Origin of the sequence: Ferruginibacter lapsinanis, from assembly GCF_020783315.1 — a bacterium.
Classification (GTDB): Bacteria; Bacteroidota; Bacteroidia; order Chitinophagales; family Chitinophagaceae; genus Ferruginibacter; species Ferruginibacter lapsinanis.
On sequence record NZ_CP086063.1, the window covers coordinates 960,281 to 985,507 of the forward strand.

Genomic DNA, 25,227 nt, shown 5'->3' on the forward strand with positions numbered 1-25,227 from the left:
TTAATGTTTGCTCCTGGAATGTTTAGAGGTTTTTTAAAAACTTAATTCCTTCTTGCCAAAACAATTGGAGTTTTAAATGTTTTTTTGTTTCCTTTCAGGTTAAATATTTCCGTATAAATTACATAGATACCAATTGCTAACTGTTGATTTTTCTCTCCCAATCCATCCCACCTGAAAATGCCGGTTGATCCACATAATGCATTTTTTTGAAGGTAGCGTACCGGTCTGCCCGATGCATCAAAAATGGTAATATTTGCTACATAACCCGGCTCAGGGAAATTATATTTTAGTGTAGCGATATCATCAATGCCATCATTATCCGGAGAGAAAATTGCCGGATCAACGGTTACATCCCCCTGTGGTTGAAGATCTATTCTATATTGAGAATTTTTGTACGTTGGTGTACCATTACCAAAGCCCACTGATGTTGCGGCTGAGTGCCAGTTTCTTTCCTGCTCACTTTGCACTAATGATGTATCATCGTAATTGATTCTTTCCAATGCAACATTTTCTCTGTTACTGATCAATTTAAAATGCCATTTCTCTGTATATCTTATTTCATCAATGATATTTGTATCAGCATCGCAAATAATTACAAATCCTTTGTCATCACTATAAGAAGGCATATTGACAGTTACAAAAGCGGCCGGGTCTTTTACAACAAAGTCTCTTTGTACAATAGCAGGATCTTCGGTTGCTACCACAAAGGCACCGGGTTGTAATAAACGACCGGATACACTTAAGGGAACCAACGTTCCTATTTTCCCTGTTGTGCTACTACGATTGGTAATGTATATTTTGCTAAGATCGATCACTTTATTACTGCGGTTATATATCTCTACATAATCAACTCCCGGAGGTTCTGCATTAATAGAAGGAAGTGGATTAAATAATATTTCATTTACTACAAGGTCAAAACGAACAGCCGGAGATGCTACAAAAAGTTTAGCTGTATTATCTGTACTTATTTGGTTCCCCAAGCAATCGGTGATAGCAGTAGCTGCGGTTATCGTATATTCAACACCGGTTGTTAATGGGGTTGATAATGTAAGGTTAACAGCATCAAACAAAGGCCCTACAGTTACGCCATCTATAATAGATATCCCTCCTGTTAGTGAATAGTTTGTAATCGTTGCGGCTTTCAGGCTATCCAATGTTTCATCAAAATGTAAAACAATATGGGTAGGGTCTGTAACAAAAGCACTTACTAGTTTAGGACCGGTCAGATCAGTCGTTCCTCCATTAACAGAATTTATCGCTCCCGGTGTTCCCCCTTTTACATCCGTGCTGGCCTTCCAATTGGATATACCGGAACAAGGACTTTTGGTATTGATCATTTCCAGTGTCCAGCCTCCGTCTTGTTTAGATGCATCATGATACCAATCCAAATTATAACTTACCGCATGTATCACGGATCCGGAAGCATTTACCAATGTCAGTGGTTCTCCTGTATTATTTAAAGATGGAAAACTTGTAGGAGAAAGCGTTGGACCAAATGCAGAAAGATCCGGAGCAGACGTACTTGAACAAAGGATCACATAACTATTGGGAGGAAGAATATAAGAAGGGAAAGCCCCACTTTGTCCTGTTGCATCTTTTAATCTCCATCCCTGTAAATTAAACGAGTTGGAATTTGATGTATTTTTCAATTCTATCCATTCTCTTTCCGGCAATCCCACTGCGGGTGTCTCGTCCGCCATTATCTCATCGATCACAACATCATATGGATTTGCAGGAACGATCGCAAAATAAGTAAACGTACCTGTTCCACCACTAATTACATTACCTAAACAGTCTGTTACGTTACTGACTGTAATAGTATAGGTTGTTGCAGAAACTGCAGCAGACGCTAATTTTATGTTGACAGTATCAAAGCCCGGAGAAACTGTTACAGCCTCAGCCGGAGTACCAAGCCCATTGTTAATAGAATAATTAGCTATTGTTGCTCCCTTTAAACTATCTAAGCTTTCATTAAATACCAATTTAATATTTAAATTATCTACAACAATCACACTCTGCAATACTGGCCCCGTTACATCAGCCGTTCCGCCATCAACAGAATTGATAACACCTGGCGTTCCACCTTTCACGTCTGTGCTTGCTTTCCAATTAGAGATACCTGAACATGGACTTTTGGTATTGATCATTTCTATTGTCCAACCTCCATCCTGTTTGGTAACATCATGGTACCAGCCCAAATTATAATTTACTGAATGTATAACTGCTCCTGTTTCATTTACCAATGTTAATGGCTCTCCGGTATTATTTAAAGATGGGAAAGAAGTTACAGCCAATGTGCTGCCATAAACTGACAGATCAGCAACGGAAGTGCTTGCACAAAGAATTACATAAGCTCCCGGAGCCAGCACATAGTTTGGAAACAATCCGCTTTGACCAGTGGCATCTTTAATTTTCCAATCCTTTAAATTAATCGCTGAAGTAGTTGTGTTTTTTAATTCAACCCATTCTCTCGCAGGCAACCCAACAGCCGGTGTCTCATCTGCCATGATCTCATCAATCACCACATCGTATTGTTTAGCTACATAAGGAGCAAAATAGGTAAAGTTGGCCGTTCCTCCACTGATCGCATTACCTGCAATATCTTTTACTCCATTTACAGTAAGTTGATTTGCAACTGCGTCCGCAAAATTAGCAGCAAAGGTTAAATGAACCAGGGAGGTATTACTGCCATCTAGTACTGCAGTAGATGGAGCTCCGATACTATTGTTAACTGAGTAGTTAGCTGTTGTACCAGCTGTGGTAGCATCTAAGGGTTCATTAAATAATACATCTATAGCATTAACAGATATTACTGTTGCCGACTGAACCGTTGGTGGTATAATATCTGGGACATATGCTTGCACAGTTATATCATCAAAAAAATGTTTTTGAGCAAAACTGGCCACCGTACTTTGTTTTATTAAAAACCCAAATGCCGTTGAAGTGGTATAAGCATTATCAGTAATACTTCCTTCACTTACATATGATGTACCTGTGCCTGTCATATCTCTGTACAAAACAAATTGATTTGCAGCATCTCGTATAACCTTTATTTTTATCAGGTTGTTAGATGATGAACCAACTGAAGAATTAACCCCATCAATAAGTATCGTAGATGTGGCTCCGTCTTTTCTGTATAAACTGATATCGTCGCTCGTGTTCCCTATTCGTACAAAGAAACCATTGGTAGTGGATGCTGAAAGATCTGCAGCCGACGCAATTAAAAAAGCATCAACATAATTTGCGCCTGACGTGGAAAATTTAAGGTTTACAAAGAACTCCCATTGAGTACTGGTTGCCAATGTGCTGGGTGTACTAATATAAAAGGTACTGTTGGCAACAGTATTGTTACTTTGCAATTGACCCGAACCGTTTACAATAAAATCGGTTGACGCACTTGGTGTCCAAACCGGATTAGCTGTATAATCACCATCTGTAAAACTTTCGGCTACCTGAGAAAATCCTAACATATTGGTTAATAACAATATTGCAGCAAGGGAAAACGTCTTTATATACATAATTAGAAAACTTAGTCTTTAAAGATAATGACTTTCTCTTATTCTGTTATCTTTTAACAACCAATAATTATCCTTGTTTTTTTGGCTGATAATATATTTGTTGCTACTTTTGCGCCATGAAATTGAATCATAAACACACAACAACTACGAAGAAACGTTCTGCTCAGCAGGAGGGTTAATAGTGTTTTGTTTGTTCTTACAATATTCACAGCCTTCCAGTAAAACGGAAGGTTTTTTTTACCCCATCCCCTAAAGGGGTGTTAAGAGTAAAAAAAAATGAAGAGAACACATATTTAATAACAATAAAAAAAACAAAAAAATGAAAGTAGCTGTAGTAGGGGCCACTGGCCTGGTTGGCAGCAAAATGTTGCAAGTATTAGCCGAAAGAAATTTTCCGGTTACGGAATTAATACCGGTAGCTTCAGAAAAGTCTATTGGTAAAGAAGTTGAATTCAAAGGCAAGAAATACAAAGTAGTTGGTTATAAGGATGCTATTGCAGCCAAACCAAATGTTGCGATATTTTCTGCTGGCGGTGGTACGTCGCTTGCCATTGCTCCTGAATTTGCTGCAGCTGGTATTACAGTAATTGACAACTCAAGCGCATGGCGTATGGACCCTACTAAAAAATTAGTAGTGCCTGAAGTAAATGCTGATGTGTTGACAGCCGATGATAAGATCATCGCCAATCCAAACTGCTCTACTATTCAAATGGTATTGGTGTTGAAACCATTACATGATAAATATAAAATCAAAAGAGTAGTGGTATCTACTTACCAAAGTGTTACCGGTACTGGTGTTAAAGCGGTTGACCAATTGTTCAACGAAAGAAAAGGTGTTGAAGGTGAAATGGCTTACAAATACCCTATCGACCTGAACGTTATTCCTCAAATTGATGTGTTTGTTGAAAATGGCTACACTAAAGAGGAAATGAAAATGATCAAAGAAACCAACAAGATCATTGGTGATGACAGCATTAAAGTAACTGCTACTACTGTTCGTATCCCTGTAATTGGCGGACACAGCGAAAGTCTGAACATTGAATTTGAAAATGATTTTGATGTGGAAGAAGTAAAAGCATTGTTGAGCAAAGCTCCAGGATTGGTATTACAGGATGATATTGCAAATGCTATTTATCCAATGCCTTTAACAGCTCATGAAAAAGACGAAACTTTTGTAGGTCGTATCCGTCGTGATGAATCACAAGCGAATACCCTTAACTGTTGGGTAGTGAGTGATAACTTACGTAAAGGTGCTGCTACCAATGCGGTGCAGATTGCGGAGTATCTTTCTGGCAAAGGATTACTATAAAAACACCCCCTCTGCCCCCTTTATGGGGAACTGATGATGGAGGAGTATAGAGTTAATTATTTCGAGAAATAAAATGGGATACAAAATTTGTATCCCATTTTTTATAAACGTAATAAAAGTTCAATATTGGTATTCAGTACAAGAGTGCGACGCAACGATGATGCCATGAAAAACAAATGCCGGCAACCAAATAAAAAAGCTCCGCATTTAACGGAGCTTATATTCGAAGATTTAAATTAACGAGTTCTTAGTTCCCCCTTTAGGGGGCGGAGGGGGCGATTAATTAATCTCCCAGGTTTCATTTCCTCTCAACAATTTATCCAAATCTCCACTACCTCTTTTGGCGATCACATCTTCAATTTGAAGAGCCATCACATCTTCGTAGCAAGGTCTGTCTGTTTCGTAGAACACACCAAACGGACGTGGCAAGTGGCCAACATTTGCCGGATTGTCGAACATACGGGTAAGTATCTGTGCTTTGTAAAAATCTCTTTCGTCGTGAATCCAAAGATCATCAATACTTGCATCTTTACCGATCTCTACAACTATAGGACGGAAGCCATCTAATTTAATTCCTTTGTTTTGAGCAGCACCAAAGATCAACGGTTTACCTTGCTCTAAGAATAAAACTTCTTCTTGTTTTGTTCCTTTTTCTGTAAATATTTCAAACGCACCATCATTGAAGATGTTACAGTTCTGATAGATCTCTAAGAAAGAAGTTCCTTTATGGGCATGTGCTCTTAGCAACATTGCTTGTAAATGCTTAGGATCTCTGTCCATACTTCTTGCAACAAAAGTTCCATCAGCTCCCATTGCCAAAGCAGCTGGGTTGAATGGATGATCGATACTTCCGAACGGAGTACTTTTTGTTACTTTATTCTCTTCTGAAGTTGGAGAGTATTGTCCTTTTGTAAGACCATAGATCTGGTTATTGAAGATCAACAGGTTTACATCAAAATTTCTACGCAATAAATGAATGGTATGGTTACCACCGATACTCATGCTATCGCCATCGCCACTAACGATCCAAACGCTTAAGTCAGGGCGAGCAGCTTTTAAACCACTTGCTACTGCTGTTGCTCTACCATGGATGCTATGCATACCATAAGTATTCATATAATAAGGAAAACGACTGCTGCACCCAATACCTGAAATGATAGCGAATTTTTCTTTAGGAATTCCTAAAGTAGGCATCACCTTTTGTACTTGCGCTAAAATTGAATAGTCTCCGCAACCCGGACACCAACGAACCTCTTGGTCTGTTGCAAAATCTTTTGCTGTTAAGGCTGCTTTTACCGGCGATTCCGGTACTAATGTTTCTGTTGCACTCATATGGCTTATTATTAGAGAACGCAAAGTTACGCCAAGTATGCAATATTTTGGTGTTTTTGAGTAAGATTGATAGGTTGATTTAGTGTTAAAACTTATGCAAACGTTGCCGATTTTGGGTGATGGAACACTGATTGAACTTATTTGACTGATTTAAGCTGATAAAAATAAGTGATCATAAGTTCAATCAGTTAGATCAGTGTTCTATCATTTTGCGGCATCATTTAAAAAGTCTTTAACCCCTAACACGATCTTATCAACCATTTTTTGTTGAAATGCATCATCCAGTATTTTCGTTTCCTCATCCAGATTACTCAAAAACAAGGTTTCTATTAATGCATTGGGATATTCGATCGGACTATTCAACATAAAATTAAAAGAGCCTGTATTGCCATATTCTTTTAATCCCAGCTCCAACATTCTTTTATAAATATCCAGACTTAAATTTCTGAACCCAATGTATCTGTAATAAGTACTGGTGCCTCCGGTACGAATAGGATCTTCTGAAGAGTTCAAATGAATACTTAATAACAGATCCGGTAAACTATCCCTGTAAAAAAGTATTCTTTCTTTATTATCAAAGAATTGTTCTTTAGTTCTTGTCATAATAACTTTTGCACCTTCTTTTTCTAACGCCTTCTTAAGTTTCAAACTAACATCCAATGTTATTTCTTTTTCATAAGAGCCCGTTGCTCCCACTGCGCCGTTATTAGTTCCTCCGTGTCCGGCATCTACAGCTATGGTTAAATTTTTAAGTGATAGATTTTCAGGCTGCTGTTTTATTTTGATCATCAGGTTATTTCCACTGTAGTAGATCTGGTGCCCCCAATGTTGAGCATGCCTTAATTCAATAGTGATACGGAAAATGTCATCTTCTATCTGTTCGTAATAAATATTTTTGATCTCTCTGGCTGTTTGCAGTTGTGTTATCCAGTTGGTATTATTGGTTGCACCAAAAACATCCACTACAATTTTTGATGGATCGATCAATTGAAAAGACTGATACGGAAGCTTTGCAAACAAACCAACTCTTACATAATCATATACACTATCTCCATAAACATTCCACTTATCCGTTAATGATTCCGGAACAAAAGTTCCTTTAGGCATTAGCGCAACATGCTCATCCGGAATATAGGCTGTACGTGATTTTGATAACTGCACCCTGTAATGTGTGCCCACCTTACCAGTGATCTTTAATAAGATATTGCTATCGAGATAACCCACTTTTGCTCCACCTAGCCTGTCATCTCCCAAACCATATTCTAAATGAGCCAGCCGTCCTTTGGTGATTGCAACATTTGAAGCCAATGGCGAAAGAACAGAAAAAGTATTTTTAGTCTCTCGAGTGATTTTTGTGCCTGAAGAGTCTTCAATGGTCACAGGAATTTTCAATTCAGAAAAATTATCCGATTCTTTTACAATATATTCTCCCTGATAAATACCCGGCATCCCTTTGGTTTGACTTTTGGGTAACTCATACAAGACAGTATTATTGAATGCCTTGACAATGCAGTTTGGCAATCCCTTTACTTTAAATCTTATTTTATCTCCTGCAACTAAAACAAGATCATCCTCCGGAAATGTTTCAATGCTCTCGATACCTAATTCTTTTACCGGCTGCGCCGGTTTGGGTAACGTATAGGTATAGTTGATCTTTTTAGATGCTGACCGATCTGCAATCGAAGCTGTAATTGTAAAACTTGTATCCCCCGGCTTCAGGTTTAATTCATACGCAAAAGCTCCGGTGGGATAGACTTTCGCCGGTTTCCCATTTATGGTAAGGCCACAGTTTTTACAGGTATTACCAATAAGAAACTGCCTGGAAGCGTTAACAGGATTATTTGTCTTAAACGGTTGAATTAAATTTACTACAGGAGCCTGACCAAACAGTTTTCCACAAAACAAAATAATTAAAATAGAAATAATCAGGCGCATAATTATAGTATTAGTGATAACAGTGTAAAGAATATGACCAAGGTTATAAAAAATATGAATGATTTATTTCATATTTGCAATACAATTGATCAAACCTAAATTAACACCAGTCATGAAATCAAAATTAATCTTCTTTTTCGCACTTGCCGTTACTTTAATCAGCTGCGGACCCACCATTTACAAAGTTGCTGATTTTAGCGAAGTAACCGCTAAACATAAAACAGTTGCCATATTACCCACTGAAGTAAGTATGCAACTGCGTCCAAACGAAATGAAAAAAACTAGCCCTGAACAACTGAATCAAATGCAGGAACAAACCGGAAAAGATATTCAGGATAAAATGTATGCATGGTTCTTGAAAAGAAGCGGCAAATTCAAATACACTGTAACATTTCAGGATATTAGCAGAACAAATGCGTTGTTAGCCCAGGCGAACCTGACCTATGCCACCATTAATACAAAGACCAAAGATGAATTGGCAAGACTTTTAGGTGTTGATGCGGTTATTTCATCTAGAGCAACCATGAAAAAACCAATGAGTGAAGGCGCTGCTGTTGCTTTAGGACTTTTGGTAGGAGCCTGGGGAAATACCAATAATGTGCAAACATCTATCTCTATCAATGAAGGAATAAAAGGGGACCTGGTTTGGAAGTATGACTATACTGCCAGTGGTTCTGTTGGCAGTAACACAGACAATCTGGTAAATTCATTAATGAGAAATGCCTCAAAGAAGTTCCCGTATAACGCAAAATAATCTTCATCAATTTATGAATAGTAAAAGCCTCCGCAAAAAAACGGAGGCTTTTCTATCAACAAATCAACAAGAAAAAATCTTACCAGCAGTATTTATTTTCTGCAATTAATTTATCTGCAATTCTTCTACGGGCATCTTTGCTATTAAATGGTGCTGTTTTAGTGAATCGTTTTAATCCTAATAACATCATCCTTTGTTCATCGCCTTCTGCAAATGCATTGATGGCTTCTTTGCCCGCTTTGTTCACTTTATCCACTGCATCATTTAAATATATACGCATCAGGTCAATTTGATTTTGTACAGCAGCTTCGCCATTTTTATCAGACAATTTGATCACTCTTAATAAAGTACTTTCTGCCACAAAAGTTTCAATAGCCATATCTGCCACATTCATCAATATTTCCTGCTCATCGCTTAATTTCATCATCAGTTTCTGCACAGCAGCACCAGCTACCATCAGTATTGATTTCTTCAAATTCAATATTGTTTTCTTTTCGTTAGCAAACGGCGTTTCGTCTTCATTACCAAACTCAGGAATACTCAGCAACTCTTTAGACACTGCCATAGCAGGACCCATCAGGTCTAATTTCCCTTTCATCGCTCTCTTCAGCATCATATCTACAATCAACAACCGATTGATCTCATTGGTTCCTTCAAATATCCTGTTGATACGGCTATCTCGATACGCTCTCGTGATCATATACTCATCACTGAAACCATTACCACCATGCACCTGCACGCCTTCATCTACTACATAATTCAATAACTCACTGCCATGCACTTTTAATATGGCACACTCAATAGCATATTCTTCTGCAGCGCCAAGCAATGCTTCGTTAAATGGTTTGCCACTTTCCTGCAAAGCGATCTCTTTATCATCTATCCATTTGCCGGTTCTGTATAAAGCGCTTTCGCAGGCAAAAATCCTTACTGCACTTTCTGCCAGTTTATATTTTATAGCACCAAAATTTGCGATCGCCGTTTTAAACTGTTCTCTCGTTTTAGCATATTCGATCGTATCGGTCAATGCCATTTTGCTGGCCCCGGCGGTTGCTGCACATAATTTTAATCTGCCGATATTCAAAATATTGAATGCAATGATATGTCCTTTGCCAACTTCGCCTAACAGATTTTCTACCGGCACTTTACAATCCTGAAAATATAATTGTACGGTTGAAGAACCTTTAATTCCCATTTTATGTTCTTCGGGCCCTTGTGTAAATCCTTCCATGCCACGTTCAACAATGAAGCAACTGAATTTATCGCCATCAATTTTTGCAAACACGGTGTATATATCTGCAAAACCGCCATTAGTGATCCAGCATTTTTGTCCGTTTAAAATATAATGTTTGCCATCGGCAGATAAAACAGCAGAGGTTTTTGCACTCAATGCATCACTGCCACTATTCGGTTCCGTTAGTCCGTATGATCCTTTCCATTCGCCACTGGCTAATTTTGGAATGTACTTTTTCTTTTGCTCCTCCGTACCAAAATATAAAATAGGCAAGGTTCCAATCCCTGTGTGTGCTGCTACCGCCACGCTGAAAGAAAATCCTCCTCCAAGGCCTTCATTCACTAAAGTTGCAGTAATAAAATCTTTACCTAATCCGCCAAACTCCTCGGGAATAGAAGCTCCCAGCAAGCCTTGTTCTCCAGCTTTTTCAATTAAAGAGGGCATGAGCCCCGGCTCTAATTTATCGATCCTGTCAACTATTGGAGTGACCTCTGTTTGTAAAAATTGCAGACACATTTCTTTTACCATTACCTGCTCCTCATTAAAATCTTCTGGGGTAAAAGTTTCAAATGCATTGCTTTCTTTAATTAACCATTCGCCGCCTTTCAGCGATGTATTGGTTACCCCCATCCCCTGAAGGGGGGTAAAGAGAAATTGATTGGTGAATGTCAGTTTCATATGCAATCGTTTTAAAATTATAAAGAGATGCGCCTCCTTGTTCCCCTTTTAGGGGGCGGAGGGGGGTTATTTCAAATTGTCGTACACCATCTGTAATACTTCTTTGGCAATTTCTATTTGTCCATTGGTAACATTTTCCAATGCTTCGTTCAGGGTTTGGTTGGCAATTTCCATTGTTTGCTCCTGCAGGTCTTGCGCTTCCTTGGTAAGGTAAATCAGGTTGATCCTTCTATCATCTTTTGATGCCACTCGTTTTACCAATTTTAATTTTTCCAGGTTATCTACTAATCTTGTAATACTCGGCTTATCTCTGAAGGTAGCCTCACATAAATGTTGCTGACTCATTCCGTCCTCTTTCCATAAATGATACAATACACTCCATTGTTCAATGGTGATGTCCACATTTGCCAGTTTAAAATTCTTTTGCAATCGTCTTGCGATAGCAGTACTGGCTTTACCCGTAATAAAACTGTATAATTCTCCTTTCTTAAATTGGTTGTTTGGCATATAGTTGTTTAGACAACCTTATAAAGTTACAAATAAGTTTGTACCTGCAAAATTTATTTTATGGTCGATCGCCTCATACTTTATTTTGTTGCCGGCAACAATTTTTCATCCCCAAGTCGTTGGGGATAGTTGCGTCGTTCCGATTCATATCGGGATACGACATACCTTTGGGCAACTATGACTCAACATATAGCGCAAATTGCTCTGGTGGTAGCAGATTATGACGAATCTATTCTGTTTTACACACAAAAACTAGGTTTTACATTATTGGAGGATACTGTTCTCAGCGAAACCAAAAGATGGGTAGTTGTCTCCCCTCCAGGGAGCAATGGTTGTAATGTATTATTGGCAAAAGCCGCCAATGACGAACAAAAAAGCCGGGTGGGTAATCAAACGGGTGGCAGGGTTTTTCTGTTTTTGCATACCGATGATTTTTGGAGAGACTATAACCAGATGCAGGAAAAAGGGGTTGAATTTGTAAGACAACCTGTTACAGAAGAGTGGGGAACAGTGGCAGTCTTTAAAGACCTGTACGGCAACCTCTGGGATTTTATCGAACGTAAAAAAGCATAACGGTCGGATGTAATTATCTTTAATCTTATTATGTTGACTGTTTTAGTATACATCACTTTATTTTTACTCATCGGCTATGCTGCTTTGATCATTTATTACAGGCAAAGCTGGCTGGGGATACATGAGCATAGATCACTGACTTCAGACATCATACCTACCACTAAGATCACGGTTATTATTCCTGCAAGAAATGAGGAAGAAAATATCAATGCATGTCTAAACTCCATTGCAAAACAATCTTATCCAAAAAATTTATTTGACATCATTGTTGTAGATGATTTTTCTACCGATAAAACAGCTGATATAGTACGATCATTTTCGGATGTAAGACTGATATCACTAAACAATTTTGTAACAGAAAAAATAAACTCTTACAAAAAGAAAGCAATAGAAATTGCTATACAACAAAGCTCCGGGGACCTGATCGTTACAACAGACGCCGATTGTATTGTACCTCCAAACTGGTTGCAAACCATTGCGGTGTTTTATGAAAAAGAACAAGCTGCATTTATTGCAATGCCTGTCTTGATCACCAGCAGTAATACATTCATCGAAATGTTTCAGTCACTTGATTTTATGACTTTGCAAGGCATTACCGGTGCATCGGTGAATAAAAAATTCCACAGCATGTGCAATGGTGCCAACCTTGCTTATACCAGGCAGGCTTTTGGCGAAGTAGATGGTTTTAAAAATATTGATACGATTGCCAGCGGCGACGATATGTTATTGATGCATAAAATTGCTGAACGCCACCCGGACAAAGTAAAGTTTTTAAAATCACATGATGTTATAGTACAAACCAAGCCTGTATCATCTGTTAAAGAATTTTTTAATCAGCGAATACGCTGGGCAAGCAAAGCAGATAAGTACAACGACAAAAGCATTTTACCTGTACTGATGCTGGTATATTTCTTGAATGTAATGCTTTTAATATTACCTGTTATTGCTCTCTTTAACTCGTCAACATTATCAATTATTAATTATCAATTATCAATTATTCGGGTCTGGCTTTTATTATTAGCTTTAAAAACTTTGGTGGAATTGTTTTTTCTTTTTCCTGTTGCAACTTTTTTCAATCGAACCAATTTACTTTGGTGGTTCCCTGTTGCTCAACCGTTTCATATAGTATACACTGTTATCGCCGGATGGTTGGGAAAATTTGGTTCTTATCAATGGAAAGAAAGACAAGTGAAATAAACCAATGAATCTGTAAATTACATGCATGCATCCGCAAAGTTTTTCTTTTTCGCAGCAAACATGGCATCGCCTTAAAAAGAATAAGGGAGCGATATTTGGTTTGGTCATTCTATCGCTTGCAATATTTATATCACTATTTGGTTATTTGATTGCACCCGATGCCTCACCCAACGCAGACTTGCAAACAGTAGAGATACAAGCGAAGAAGCCGGGCTACACACAATTATTTTTAAAGATACCTGATAAAAAAAACAACACCCAAAGTTGGTTTACAACACTAATAAGCGGTAAGCCAAATGAATACCAGCTGGTTCCTATCACCAATTATACTATTAAAAATGACTTATTGGTGGTCAACAAATTTATTGATGAAGGTCTCTCAATAAGTCAGTCATATTCTATCTTCCAACTAACCAACAATAACCCATCTGCTATTCAACAAAACCTCATCACAAAAAAATATTGGCTGGGTACAGATAAATTTGGCAGAGACATTTTAAGCAGATTGATTATCGGAACAAGAGTGAGTCTGGCTGTGGGAATGATTGCTGTAATTATTTCTCTGACGATCGGTATTATTTTAGGAACTATTGCCGGATACTACCGCAATTGGATAGACGAAGTAATTATGTGGCTCATTAATGTTGTATGGAGCATCCCAACATTGTTATTGGTATTTGCTATAACTATGGCTTTGGGAAAAGGATTCTGGCAAATATTTATTGCAGTAGGATTGACCATGTGGGTAAATGTTGCCAGGCTGGTTCGTGGGCAGGTAATGGCCATTAAAGAATTGGAGTATGTGCAAGCTGCAAGAGCATTGGGTTTTACTGATCTCAGAATAATTGTAAAACATTTACTTCCAAATATTCTCGGACCGATATTGGTTATCGGAGCCAGTAATTTTGCCACAGCAATTATTGTAGAGGCCGGATTGAGTTTTTTAGGAATAGGCGTACAACCACCACAGCCAAGCTGGGGATTGATGATTAAAGAGAATTATAATTTTATCATCACACATAATCCGATGCTGGCAATCATTCCGGGATTAGCAATTATAGTGCTGGTTTTAGCTATCAATTTATTGGGTAATGGTTTGAGAGATGCTGTGGATGTAAAGACCACCCCCTCCGCCCCCTAAAGGGGGAACTGCGAAGAGTAAAATATTTTGAAAGTTTTGTCTTTAAAAATGTTAAACAAAATTATTAATTTAACGAAAGAAAGCCCCTTTAGGGGGCGAAGGGGGTTAGGGGGTAGCCACCTGTACATTTCTGTTAAACCCTTCTTCTAAAGAGATCAACGTTTCGGTTCTTTCAATACCTTTTATCTTTTGCAACTCATCATGCAATACATACCTTAATTGAGAAATATCTTTACAAACGATTTCTATGAACATACTGTAATTTCCGGTGGTGTAATTCAATCTAACAATTTCGGGTATACGCTTTAGCTCCTCTGCAACATTATCATACAAACTACTTTTTTCCAGATAGATACCTACAAAGGCGGTGATATCATACCCCAGTTGTTTTATATCTACATTCAGTTTTGTACCTTTAACTATTCCAAATTCCTGTAGCTTTTTGATACGGACATGTATGGTACCCCCACTAACAAATAGCTGTTTACCCAGATCTGCATAAGAGATCTCAGCAGTTTCCATCATTGCCTGAATGATCTGCAGGTCTAATTTGTCAAGATTCAATTTTGCCGCCATATTATTATTTTATATTTGATATTATTCATCGTAATTAACAAATATTTGAATAATTTCTATAATTTCAAAATAAATGATAAAATATTTTTAAAATAATGGCGTTTATTGTAGATTTGCACTATCAAGTTCTTTAAGATTGTGGGGTGATGAAATTTTTGGCAGACATGCCCTCTTGTCTCGGGGGTGAAGATCACAGGATAAATATAGCATAGAGCCGGGAGCAATCCCGACCAGGGTCGACCACTGAACTTTGTGCTACAACTAACTGCTTCGTGGAGGTTCGATCCCTCCCCCTACAGCAAAAGCCTTCGTTTTCAACGAAGGCTTTTTTTATTTCTATGAAGATCTGAAATCTATTCAAAAAAAATTATTCAATAATTATCTGTTGATTGTATACCAATTTTTTATTTTGAAACTGTACGCTATACACTCCGGCTCTGAGTGTAACAGGTAAACTGATATTCTGATTCAACGATCCTCCTGTATGACTGATTGCTTTTGTGTAAACCATCTGTCCTAGACTGTTATAGAAAATCAATGTATAATTACCTTTTTCAACATTGCTTAATTGTAAAGTAATTTGCTTTTGTGTAACAGGGTTTGGATAAATATTTACTGCAATTATATTTCCAGTAAGATCTACCCTTACAATGGTACTATAGGTAGCAGATGCAGCATCAATTAATTTCAGCCTGTAAAAATTTGTACCGTTAGCAGGATGTGTATCTAAAAATGAATAGACCGATCCTGATATATTTTTAGCAACTACTACGCCTATTTTAGTAAAGTTTATTCCGTCGGTACTTCTTTCAACAACATATGTCAACATATTGTTTTCATAGCCTGCTTTCCATGATACAGCAATACCCATTGTTTTTTTAACTGCGGCCAATTCGTATAACCTCACCGGTACAGCCTTATTAGACGAAACGGATCCTTGCCTTCCATTATAGTCTGTTACGGTTAAAGTATACAATGTATTGTCTGCACAATTGATCACAATAGACTTTGACGTAGCTCCACCTGGTATCCATTGATAAGCTGCATAATTGATAGGTGCAGTTGAAGGATACACGCTAATGCCGGGTTGTATGAAATTGGCAGGCCTGTTTGATTTAGAAATATCTCTGGCACTATCACTTAAGTCTTCGTCAAAACGGTAATATAAGCCCAATCCTGTACTCCAGGGATCAACAATTGAGTCCTTCGTTTTCAGTATTGCTGCCGCATCTCTTTTTGCACCCCAGGCACGGAACTCATCCATCTCTCCCTTAAATCCAAACTGACTACCTAATCCGCCCAAACAAAAATCAGGGAAGATGCCTACACCCAAAGAATCGCTGTAAAAAACATTGATAGTGTTTTCGTTGGTTGGTAGCGTTCCCTGCAATTGGCCGTTAATGTAAACATGCATGGCAGAATCGTAATAAGCCGCAGCCACATGTGTCCACACATTCGGAACTATATCAATAGCAGAACTAAGCTTATAATCTGTAAGTGGTAATGTGTACCCTTTCGTGAACTCATACACCAACTTGCCATTTTGAATAGACAATCCAAAGAAACCGTGGGTCTTGACAGTATCCCTCGTAAATATGTATTGTGTTCCCGTTACCGAAGTTGGTTTTATCCATACTTCAAAGGAGGTAACAAAATTAAATCTGCTACTATTAGGAATGGATAACACATTATAATACCCGAGGCCACCGGCTCCTTTTTTTACATTTTTAATACGACCGAAATTAGTACCATCGAACCTGATGGCATTATTACCGGCACTATTTGCAGACAACGTTAATTGCCCGTTCGCACAATCGCTTCTGGTGATGCCGGGTTCAGGAGTTCCTTCATACACTAAATGCAAAATGTACAAGGTATCATCATTCAGTGTTTTATTAACAGCAAGATATGTAGCGGTATCTGTTGGTGCAGTAAAGGTTCTGCCTTTCCATATAAAAGGTAAGGTTGTGGTTATATAACTCTCCATTTTATACGTAATGGCTTTAGTGGTTATTGTCATAGGGGCAGTGCTTACACCGTATTGATTAGCTGCTATAATTGAATAAGCAGTGGAGGTATTGTTTGCATAAATAGTACCTATGGAAGAGTAATTCGCTCTGGGTGTACCAACAACGGCACCGCTGCTATCCAAACGTATTCGTTTATCAAAATCCTTGAAGTTTACTGTTCCCTGACCGACACTGAATACCCCATAATTATCCATGAACGGAATAGAACCAACACCATACACATTAACGGTGTAGAGTATTCCGGCAGAACTGTTAACGATCGATACTTTTCCATTATCGACTCTGAAGATCTGGTCTTTGTATTGGTCAAAAGTACGGCCGCCGCCGAGGGCGCCGGTAAGTGCAGTTACGTTTTCGGCTGTATCTACTCTAAGTAGATTACCATTGGCCATCACATACACATTATCGTTAGTAGTATCTATTGCTATACTGGTTATAGTAGGTATCGTTGCATCTACCCCATTTCCGGGGATAAAATTTGTACCAAAAGATATCCCACTTTTACCAATACCTGATAGGTGCCCATTCGGTTTGATCTTTACAAGATCATTGCCCACATTGCGATACATATATATGTTTCCTTTTGAATCGGCCTTCATGTCTTCGGGCCCAAAATCGAAATATGGAGTGTTATCCAATTGCTGTTCCACAGACTGATTGGTAGAAAGGTTGAACCTCGTAAGTGTAAACAGATTTTGAGTACGCTGACTATGAATAATTAAATTGTTATCCGGATCAACTGCCAAACCATCTATACTAAAGAAATAAGACAAACCGGGTAAATTGTTTACAGCCCCATCAGGCGTTATTTTTTTCACATAACCAGGTATTGAGTTTGTCCCCACGTACAGATTTCCCAACTTATCCATCGCCATCGCAGTTACTGCAGCGCCGGCATCGGCAAAAATTGTCCATACCCCTGAGCCGGTTAATTTAAAAATTTGATTATTGCCGAATACCCTGGCATAGTAAGCGCCATCAATGCCTTTAATGGTTTTGATATGATCACCGGGACCATTTGTAAAGCTGATCACCGCCTCTCTCTCTCCCAATTTCATTGCAGGCACAGCAGTGCCTGTATTGGTCATAGCAATAGGCGGTGTAATGGTTTGCTCCCAATACAGGATAGTATCTTTTGTTGCATAACTGATATCGGGCAACAGATCGGATATGCTCACGGTCATTGAAAGCACACTATCGCATCCGACACTATTTGTCAGAATGATTGATTGAGTACCGGGCTGGTTAAAGGTTAATCCTCTCCATTTATAAGGCAGGTCTGATTGATTGAGGTTTACATATTGGTTTTGATAAGACAGTTTCTTAATGGTCAGGTTCAGATAAATAGTACTGTCGCAACCAACCGCATTTGTGTACACTTTACTGTATATACCTGTTGAATCATACGTAACTCCATACCAAACATAAGATCCGCAAGCGGTATCGGTAGTGGTAGGGCCTGTAGTACTGTATTTAACGGTAAGATGCATAGTTACAACACTATCACAACCTCCTCTGTTTTTTAGGGTACGGGTATGCGTTGTGCTGGTGGTGTACGTGCTATCATTCCATACATATTGATCACATGCAATTTGTGTAAATGATGTAGCCATTGTATTACAAACAGCAATGATAATGTTGATACTATCTGCTCCTGCATTGTTAAAAGCACGAATGGTATAAGTAACAGGTTGCAGCAGCGTATCTGCAGGCGTACCACTGATGATACCTGTTGTTGCGTCAAACAACAACCCATTGACCAATGCAGGTTGAATGGTATAATGGATAACTGCCCCGCCTGTTTGTTGCGGAGCAATTGGTACTATTGGTACATTGGGCGTCAAAATATTCGGCGATGGATATGATACTTTAGGGCTGATAATTACATTCGCTGTTACAGCACTGTCGCAGCCAACAGCATTTACAAAGTGAACAGTTTTAGCGCCCTCACTTGTTATCGTAATTCCATTCCATGCGTAAGGTATCTCAGACTGGTTTAACAGTAAAGGTAAAGTTGTAACAGATAGATTTCTGATGGACAGTATCAGGTTTGCGGTACTGTCAAAACCATATTGATTTTTTAAAGTAGCCGATTTATTTCCGGGTGTGGTATACTCCACTCCATTCCAGGTAAAAGGTCCGCAATTATCTATAGTAGTAGTGGATGAGGTTGGTTGACCTACAGATAGCATAAACGTTGAAGGTATTGCACCCTGCTGCTGCCTGGTAACCGTATACGTTGTATAAGGACTTAACTGTGTAGGCGTTCCCGTTATAACCCCTGTATTGAAATCTAATAACAATCCCGATGGTAAGTTTGGCGTTATAGAACAGCCGTTATTAGGATTGTCCGGCCCCGGTGTATAGTTACCTTCAAACTGCGGAATGATAGGTTGTATAGCCTGATTAATTGCTAAAGTATTCGTAGGCGGATAATTAACATGGAATTGCACTTTCAGTACCAAGGTAGCGATACTATCACAGCCTTCTGCATTAGTTAATGTAACTGAATAGGTACCACCGGGTGAAAAATTCAAATTGTTCCAGTGATATGGAAGCGCACTCGGTATCACTTCAACAATGGTTGTAGAAGCAGTAGCTTTTTGACGAAATTTAAAAGTGATCAAGCTGTCACAACCTGCAGCATTGATTGCATGAACAGGGTAATTGCCTGTGTTGTTGTACACCACTCCACGGTAGGTAAAAGGGCCACAGTAAGCAGTGTCTACTACCGATGTGGTAGCCTGCTTAACAAAAAGATTTAAAGTAGCGGCACTATCTGCACCATACTGATTGTACAAATGTGCTGTTAACGTATCGGTCTTCGTAAACGTTAGTCCGTTCCAGTGATAAGGAAGCTCAGTTGAACAGATGGTTGTATTGGTGGTGGAGGCACTGGGTATATTAATCGCAATAAATAAATTAGTTGTATCGCTACCAAGTGAATTGCTGCCGGTAACCGTGTACGATTGAGTGGCCATATTGACGATATCAATATTATAATCTTCAAATTCACCATAGTCCAAATGATTGTCGTGAAATGTTTTCTCCGAGTTAAAAGCATTAGATATTATAGCATTAAAATTGGGATAAAATGATAACGCTTGCTCTGATGTTCTATACACACTATATAGCTGACCGACATCATTGTAAAAATAGTAGTATCTACCTAAGGTAGCAGCCTCTACGGCATAGATACGCATTTTGGTTACACCGGCTTTTGCCGTAACGGGAATCTTTAAATTAGCAATTTCGGAATGAGCATCTCTTTGCGGAGCTGCAGAAGTATATACCCTTTCGCCTGCATCATCAAAATCTCCATCTCTGTTTAAATCAATATATACGGCGTAGGAATTCATATAATTCAGGAACGAACCGTATGCATTTAAACTTGGCACCCCAAGGGCATTAGACAATTTGATTGAATAAGGACTGTTCGTAAACATTTTGATCGGCCCCAATCCGCTAAAATCGGTATAAGCACCCGGTGTACCCGTGCCCGTGCCGGCACTGCCCACTAAACTCTTAAAGGCGGAGTTGTTTTCAAAAATGGTATTCTTATTACCATCCGATATTTTAACTCCTGTAAGATCTGCCCCCTCATCTGCTTTCAGCGTCCATGGAGCAACCGTTGTAGGTGCGGTTCTTGGACCAATGGCAGGTAAGAGCTGGTTGGTCAATGTTGTTGGTGTACCCGTAATTACGCCTGTTTGAGCATTGAAAGTAAGCCCGGCAGAAAGTGGAGGGCTAATGGAAAATGCATCCACTGTTGAGCCTGCTGTGGTAGGAACAATAGGTGTTATTTCCTTTCCCTGGCTAAGCAAATAAGGTTCGCTGCTGTAATGAAAATCCGGCTTTGCATTTAGGGTGAGCACCACTACACTATCGCAACCAACGGAACTTTGGAGGGTAGCCGTTGCCGTGCCGGAATTGTTCAAAGTCTGTCCATTCCAGCGATAAGGCAGTTGATCAGTAGAGATGGTTATATTCTCATAAGCGGTATCGGGCACTTTCGGACAAGCCACCACTTCGATCGTAATAACCCCGTTTACTATACAAGCACCCTGACTGTTGATCGCTGAAATGGCATACGTTGTGGGAGGCCATGCCACCAGTGGAATGCCATAAAAAGAACCATTATTCTCGTTCATTCTAATGCCCAGAGGTAATATAGGAATGGGCAATTGAGTTTGATCCAATTCTCTGAAAGCAGATGTTATAACAAATTGTGCCGGAAAAGTGCTTATATACCTAACATAATTGTAATCACTCACATATATACCATGCCCCGTAGGGTCGATCGCAATACCAGTCGGTTTAACCAATTTTGATTCATCAGGATCAAGGTTCAGCTTGGCCAATAAATAATAAAACTGCATGGCAAACTCTGCAGGGTTCAATGGGTTATAAGATCCCGGATTCCCGGCCAGTGTAGTAACATGCTGGTTTTTATCGATCTCCCTAACGGTGTTGTTATTGTAATCAACAACAAATAATGATTTAGAGTCTTCATTGAATGCCAGAGCTGTAGGACTACTGAACTTTGCATTACTGGCATTGTCGTCATCTCTAAAACCCGGATCACCATTACCGGCATAGGTAGTTACTTCGCCATTATGGTCGATCTTTCTCACCCTGTTGTTCCCGGCATCGCCTACATAAATATTCCCCGTAGTATTATCAAAACAAATACCACTGGGCTGATTAAACAAGGTATCATGACCATTACCACCATTATCAAATCCTGCCACCCCTGATTTTCCTGCAATAATTTTCCAGCTGCTGGCATGGCCATCACTATCAAATGTAGCTTTTACAATGATATTTTTTCTGGGATCAGCTATGTATAAATTACCATTATTGTCTACCGTTAGTGCACCCCATACATCCCCTGTCAATACACCTCCTACCGTCCAATCTAATAAATACCAATCTCCATCAGCATTTTTCCTGAGCAACACTTTCTCGGACGTATCTGCAGGATTTACCATACTTGCATAAATGATCTTTTCATGATTAGGGTCGATAGCGAAATAGATTGTTTGTGTGCAATCGTTGCTTAGATCCTGCAGATCTCCGTTATGATATAATTTAACCGTGGTCGGAGCTTCCGCAAAAGTCTTATCAGAAACATCATTGAATTTCGGCATTATTGCCGGTGTTGATTTGAATGTAAAAAATCCATTAGCACTTTGCGGACTCCCCCCTAGTGTAACAGTAGGAGCACTGGTATAAATAGTTCCCGATTCTTTAGAAATGGCAACCCCTTTAGCTCCTTTAAAATAAAGCAGCTCTCCGTTACGTATATTTTCGGCAGTTACATCGAGCATGCCGGCAATTGGTTTAGTGTATCCTTTTATTTCAGGAGAACCTCCACCCCAAAAATTGGGCGTCATTAATCCGGGAACATCTGACACATCAATACCGGTGGCCAATTTAATAACACCTGCTTCAGGAAACGGAATAGGTTTGAATCGTTCTAATGGCGAACCTATTACCGGCGTGCAGGTATCACAGGCAGCTTTTGTAATACTGGAATAATTGTTTACCAGGTATTTGATAAATGGCGGCAGATTAGCCGGCTGTGCATATACGTTGGATATACTTAAAAATAAAAAGGCGGTAAATACCAACCTGAAGGTCAATTTGCTCTTGTAAACTTTTTTCATTCCCGGTTAAATTATTTATAAGTGTGTACTATTGCTTAAACAATGTGGATCTCACTTAAAATATTGGGATTTAGGGGTACTATCGTGGATTGTGATGTATACCCCTTCTTGAATTGGTAAAGTAAAGCTATGTTAATAAAAGCATTAAACATAGGCGTTAACATTTTTCAAAGTCAAAAGCACCACCGCCTTGTTTGATCTTTTTTGTAACCGGCAGTTGTAATTCTCAGCCCGGTTTTATGAATACGGCATTGATGAATTTGGATTTTTAAATAACTTATTTGATGTATTCGATGGGGTATAAGAAAGGTTGTTTTCGTGTGCCACGAAACAAGGCGGAGGAGGGTGTAAAGTTCTAATGCTAATAACACTATCTTTATAATTGTTGCAACATATTGCACAACAATCGTGATTAAAAAAAATCAAACCCCATAAATGAAATTTACAATATTTTTATTCTCTGCTATTATTACTTTTTCTATTTCAAACGGGCAGATCATTACAACTAAAGCTGGAAATTTTCAAAACTCTATGTTTTTTGGTGATAATGGAGATGCTCTATTGGCATCTCTGAATGCAAGTGGAGGAATGGCAATGGACAATAAGAATAATCTGTACATTGCCAGTAATGACTGGATAAGAAAAATAGATGCTACAACAAATATTATCACAACAATTGCCGGAACCGGCGTTGCCGGCTCTTCGGGAGATGGAGGCTTGGCTGTAAATGCCCAGATCAACCCCATCAGTCTGGCGATTGATAAAAACAATAATATTTATATTAATAATGCAGGTGACCAAATCCGAAAAATTGATGCAATCACCAATATTATTACAACATTGGCTGGCATTGCCGGTTCTACTCCATTTTCACCTCTTACCCAAGATGGAGCATCTGCTAAAACAGGCTATTTTTACAGGATACGACAAATCGCCATAGATTCATTCGGGACAATCTATTTTACAGAACCTCATAAATCGAGAATCAGAAAAATAGATACAACAAGCATTGTTGCTACAGTTACAGGAACGGGTATCCGCGGCAATTCAGGTGATGGCGGCGTTGCCACCAATGCACAGGTTGGTTCTCCTTACGGCATTACTGTTGATAAGAACGGAACTATTTATTTTTCAGATGCCGATTATTTCATCATAAGAAAAATTGATCCGGTAACACACATCATTAATAAAGTAGCAGGTATCGCAGGTACTTATGCGTATGCCGGTAACAATGGCCCTGCAAATCTTTCTTCTCTCGCTATTGTCAACGGTTTTTTATCTTCCGATTCATCAGCAAATGTGTACATGGTTGACGATGGAAATTTTTGCATCAGGAAGATAAATGCATCTGACAATACCATTACTACCATTGCAGGCCCCGGTCCATATAAATTTATTTATTATGGAGATGACAGCTTAGCAACAAATGCAAGTATCATGGCACAACGGCATTTAACTGCTTCGCAAAGCGGAGTTATTTATTTTTATGACAACTCCCGACGAATCAGAAAAATAGATCCGATAACGCAGATCATTAGCACAAGCGCAGGAAATGGAGGTTATACCGGCGATGGAGTTGTTGCCACCAATACATTGCTTAATATGCCAATGGGGCTGGCAATAGATCCGGCATACAATATGTATATTACCGATATCAACAACTATCGGATTCGTAAGGTTGATCCCATCTCTGGCATTATATCTACTATTGCTGGCGTTGGCTCAATAGGTTTTTCAGCAGATGGTACACTAGCCACTGAAGCCAAGATCAATATTCCTTCAAGCTATATGGGCCATAATATTTTAAGCGATCATTCAGGAAATATTTATTTCATAGATAACGGTTCTGCAATGGTTAGAAGAATTGATGCTGCTACAAATATCATAACTACTGTTGCAGGTACCGGCACTAAAGGGTATTCCGGCGATGGAGGAATAGCTACCGCAGCAAATATTAATGCAAGAAGTATCACTATGGATAAAGTTGGCAATCTATATATAACAGGTGAGTATAGAGTTAGAAAAATTGATACTGCAACAAAGATTATTTCCACGATTGCAGGAACAGGCATTGATGGATACAGCGGCAATGGAGGAATAGCTACTGCAGCAAACATTGATCCCTATGATATTTCTGTAGATAAGCATAACAATATTTTTATTGCTGAACTTTTCGATTCTGTATATATCCGAAAAATTGAAGCAAGTACTAATATTATTACACCAATTGCAGGAAACGGTAGGCAAGGTACATCAGGCAACGGAGGCCTCGCCATTAATGCTACAATGCAGCCCTTTAATATTTGGGTGGATGATTCTGATTATGTGTATCTCTCTGCTGATATAAATGGGAATATCCGGAGAATCGATCCAGTTACAAATATCATCACTTTAATTGCAGGCACTATGACTCCCGGTTGCACTGGCGATGGCGGTTCTGTTTTAAATGCAAATATTAATCCAAGTTCCATCACATTAGATATTTATGGCAACATATATATGGCAGATGGTAATAATAATGTGGTACGAAAAATTACCTACGCCTCACCCCCTTTGTTTAATATTAAGGCAGGCAGCTGGAGCGATCCTTCAGTTTGGTCGAATAACCAAATACCTGATTCTGATCAGACCATCATTTTGAAATATGATATTACGATAGATAGTAACGCCACCTGCAAATCATTATCAGCCCTGGGGCACGCTGTTACTATAGCTCCTAATACTACTTTAACAATAACGGGACAAAAATAATCAGCACAACAACCAAAGTTTTA

General features: G+C 38.9%; 13 protein-coding genes. 6 read left to right on the forward strand and 7 right to left on the reverse strand.

Annotated elements, in window-relative coordinates; all coding sequences use genetic code 11:
* Window positions 1-41 precede the first annotated feature (41 nt).
* Complete coding sequence (locus LK994_RS04165; RefSeq protein WP_229761628.1) at window positions 42-3,470, reverse strand: lamin tail domain-containing protein; 3,429 nt, start codon at window positions 3,468-3,470, stop codon at window positions 42-44.
* A 367-nt stretch (window positions 3,471-3,837) separates the two neighbouring features.
* On the opposite strand from LK994_RS04165, the gene LK994_RS04170 reads away from it, so the two are divergent.
* A complete protein-coding gene (locus LK994_RS04170) occupies window positions 3,838-4,827 on the forward strand; it encodes an aspartate-semialdehyde dehydrogenase (RefSeq protein WP_229761629.1) in 990 nt (329 codons plus the stop codon).
* A gap of 279 nt (window positions 4,828-5,106) precedes the next feature.
* Here LK994_RS04170 and LK994_RS04175 read toward each other — a convergent pair whose 3' ends face one another.
* On the reverse strand, window positions 5,107-6,159 hold the full coding sequence (locus LK994_RS04175) for a 2-oxoacid:ferredoxin oxidoreductase subunit beta (RefSeq protein WP_229761630.1): 1,053 nt from the start codon (window positions 6,157-6,159) through the stop codon (window positions 5,107-5,109).
* 204 nt (window positions 6,160-6,363) lie between these two features.
* Window positions 6,364-8,094, reverse strand: coding sequence for an N-acetylmuramoyl-L-alanine amidase (locus LK994_RS04180; protein WP_229761631.1), 1,731 nt, complete (start codon window positions 8,092-8,094; stop codon window positions 6,364-6,366).
* 112 nt (window positions 8,095-8,206) lie between these two features.
* Between LK994_RS04180 and LK994_RS04185 the strand changes: the two genes are divergently transcribed.
* Entirely contained in the window at window positions 8,207-8,848 is a 642-nt protein-coding gene (locus LK994_RS04185; RefSeq protein ID WP_229761632.1) for a hypothetical protein, read from the forward strand.
* A 79-nt stretch (window positions 8,849-8,927) separates the two neighbouring features.
* On the opposite strand, the gene LK994_RS04190 is transcribed toward LK994_RS04185, so the two are convergent.
* Both LK994_RS04190 and LK994_RS04195 read right to left on the reverse strand, forming a co-directional pair.
* Complete coding sequence (locus LK994_RS04190) at window positions 8,928-10,760, reverse strand: acyl-CoA dehydrogenase family protein (protein ID WP_229761633.1); 1,833 nt, start codon at window positions 10,758-10,760, stop codon at window positions 8,928-8,930.
* A gap of 66 nt (window positions 10,761-10,826) precedes the next feature.
* Window positions 10,827-11,267 (reverse strand): MarR family winged helix-turn-helix transcriptional regulator, encoded by a 441-nt coding sequence (locus LK994_RS04195; RefSeq protein ID WP_229761634.1) that lies wholly within the window; start codon window positions 11,265-11,267, stop codon window positions 10,827-10,829.
* Window positions 11,268-11,444: 177 nt separating this feature from the next.
* Between LK994_RS04195 and LK994_RS04200 the strand changes: the two genes are divergently transcribed.
* The 3 genes from LK994_RS04200 to LK994_RS04210 are packed head-to-tail and all read left to right on the forward strand — an operon-like array spanning window position 11,445 to window position 14,178.
* Window positions 11,445-11,840 (forward strand): VOC family protein, encoded by a 396-nt coding sequence (locus LK994_RS04200; RefSeq protein ID WP_229761635.1) that lies wholly within the window; start codon window positions 11,445-11,447, stop codon window positions 11,838-11,840.
* Between the two features lie 30 nt (window positions 11,841-11,870).
* Entirely contained in the window at window positions 11,871-13,037 is a 1,167-nt protein-coding gene (locus tag LK994_RS04205; protein WP_229761636.1) for a glycosyltransferase family 2 protein, read from the forward strand.
* Between the two features lie 25 nt (window positions 13,038-13,062).
* Window positions 13,063-14,178 (forward strand): ABC transporter permease, encoded by a 1,116-nt coding sequence (locus tag LK994_RS04210; RefSeq protein WP_229761637.1) that lies wholly within the window; start codon window positions 13,063-13,065, stop codon window positions 14,176-14,178.
* Between the two features lie 105 nt (window positions 14,179-14,283).
* Here LK994_RS04210 and LK994_RS04215 read toward each other — a convergent pair whose 3' ends face one another.
* Complete coding sequence (locus LK994_RS04215; RefSeq protein ID WP_229761638.1) at window positions 14,284-14,754, reverse strand: Lrp/AsnC ligand binding domain-containing protein; 471 nt, start codon at window positions 14,752-14,754, stop codon at window positions 14,284-14,286.
* 367 nt (window positions 14,755-15,121) lie between these two features.
* Window positions 15,122-22,453 carry a LamG-like jellyroll fold domain-containing protein gene (locus tag LK994_RS04220; protein WP_229761639.1) on the reverse strand — a complete coding sequence of 2,444 codons (7,332 nt, stop codon included), beginning with the start codon at window positions 22,451-22,453 and terminating at the stop codon, window positions 15,122-15,124.
* Window positions 22,454-22,888: 435 nt separating this feature from the next.
* Here LK994_RS04220 and LK994_RS04225 point away from each other — a divergent pair, with 435 nt between their 5' ends.
* A complete protein-coding gene (locus tag LK994_RS04225; RefSeq protein WP_229761640.1) occupies window positions 22,889-25,204 on the forward strand; it encodes an NHL domain-containing protein in 2,316 nt (771 codons plus the stop codon).
* Window positions 25,205-25,227 lie beyond the last annotated feature (23 nt).

What these genes read in the sequence shown, in the direction of transcription:
- LK994_RS04180 (WP_229761631.1), bottom strand. Translation starts at nt 8,094, where the DNA reads ATGCGCCTGATTATTTCTATTTTAATTATTTTGTTTTGTGGAAAACTG.
- LK994_RS04215 (WP_229761638.1), bottom strand. Translation starts at nt 14,754, where the DNA reads ATGGCGGCAAAATTGAATCTTGACAAATTAGACCTGCAGATCATTCAG.
- LK994_RS04200 (WP_229761635.1), top strand. Translation starts at nt 11,445, where the DNA reads ATGACTCAACATATAGCGCAAATTGCTCTGGTGGTAGCAGATTATGAC.
- LK994_RS04175 (WP_229761630.1), bottom strand. Translation starts at nt 6,159, where the DNA reads ATGAGTGCAACAGAAACATTAGTACCGGAATCGCCGGTAAAAGCAGCC.
- LK994_RS04210 (WP_229761637.1), top strand. Translation starts at nt 13,063, where the DNA reads ATGCATCCGCAAAGTTTTTCTTTTTCGCAGCAAACATGGCATCGCCTT.
- LK994_RS04170 (WP_229761629.1), top strand. Translation starts at nt 3,838, where the DNA reads ATGAAAGTAGCTGTAGTAGGGGCCACTGGCCTGGTTGGCAGCAAAATG.
- LK994_RS04165 (WP_229761628.1), bottom strand. Translation starts at nt 3,470, where the DNA reads ATGTTAGGATTTTCTCAGGTAGCCGAAAGTTTTACAGATGGTGATTAT.
- LK994_RS04225 (WP_229761640.1), top strand. Translation starts at nt 22,889, where the DNA reads ATGAAATTTACAATATTTTTATTCTCTGCTATTATTACTTTTTCTATT.
- LK994_RS04220 (WP_229761639.1), bottom strand. Translation starts at nt 22,453, where the DNA reads ATGAAAAAAGTTTACAAGAGCAAATTGACCTTCAGGTTGGTATTTACC.
- LK994_RS04190 (WP_229761633.1), bottom strand. Translation starts at nt 10,760, where the DNA reads ATGAAACTGACATTCACCAATCAATTTCTCTTTACCCCCCTTCAGGGG.
- LK994_RS04185 (WP_229761632.1), top strand. Translation starts at nt 8,207, where the DNA reads ATGAAATCAAAATTAATCTTCTTTTTCGCACTTGCCGTTACTTTAATC.
- LK994_RS04195 (WP_229761634.1), bottom strand. Translation starts at nt 11,267, where the DNA reads ATGCCAAACAACCAATTTAAGAAAGGAGAATTATACAGTTTTATTACG.
- LK994_RS04205 (WP_229761636.1), top strand. Translation starts at nt 11,871, where the DNA reads ATGTTGACTGTTTTAGTATACATCACTTTATTTTTACTCATCGGCTAT.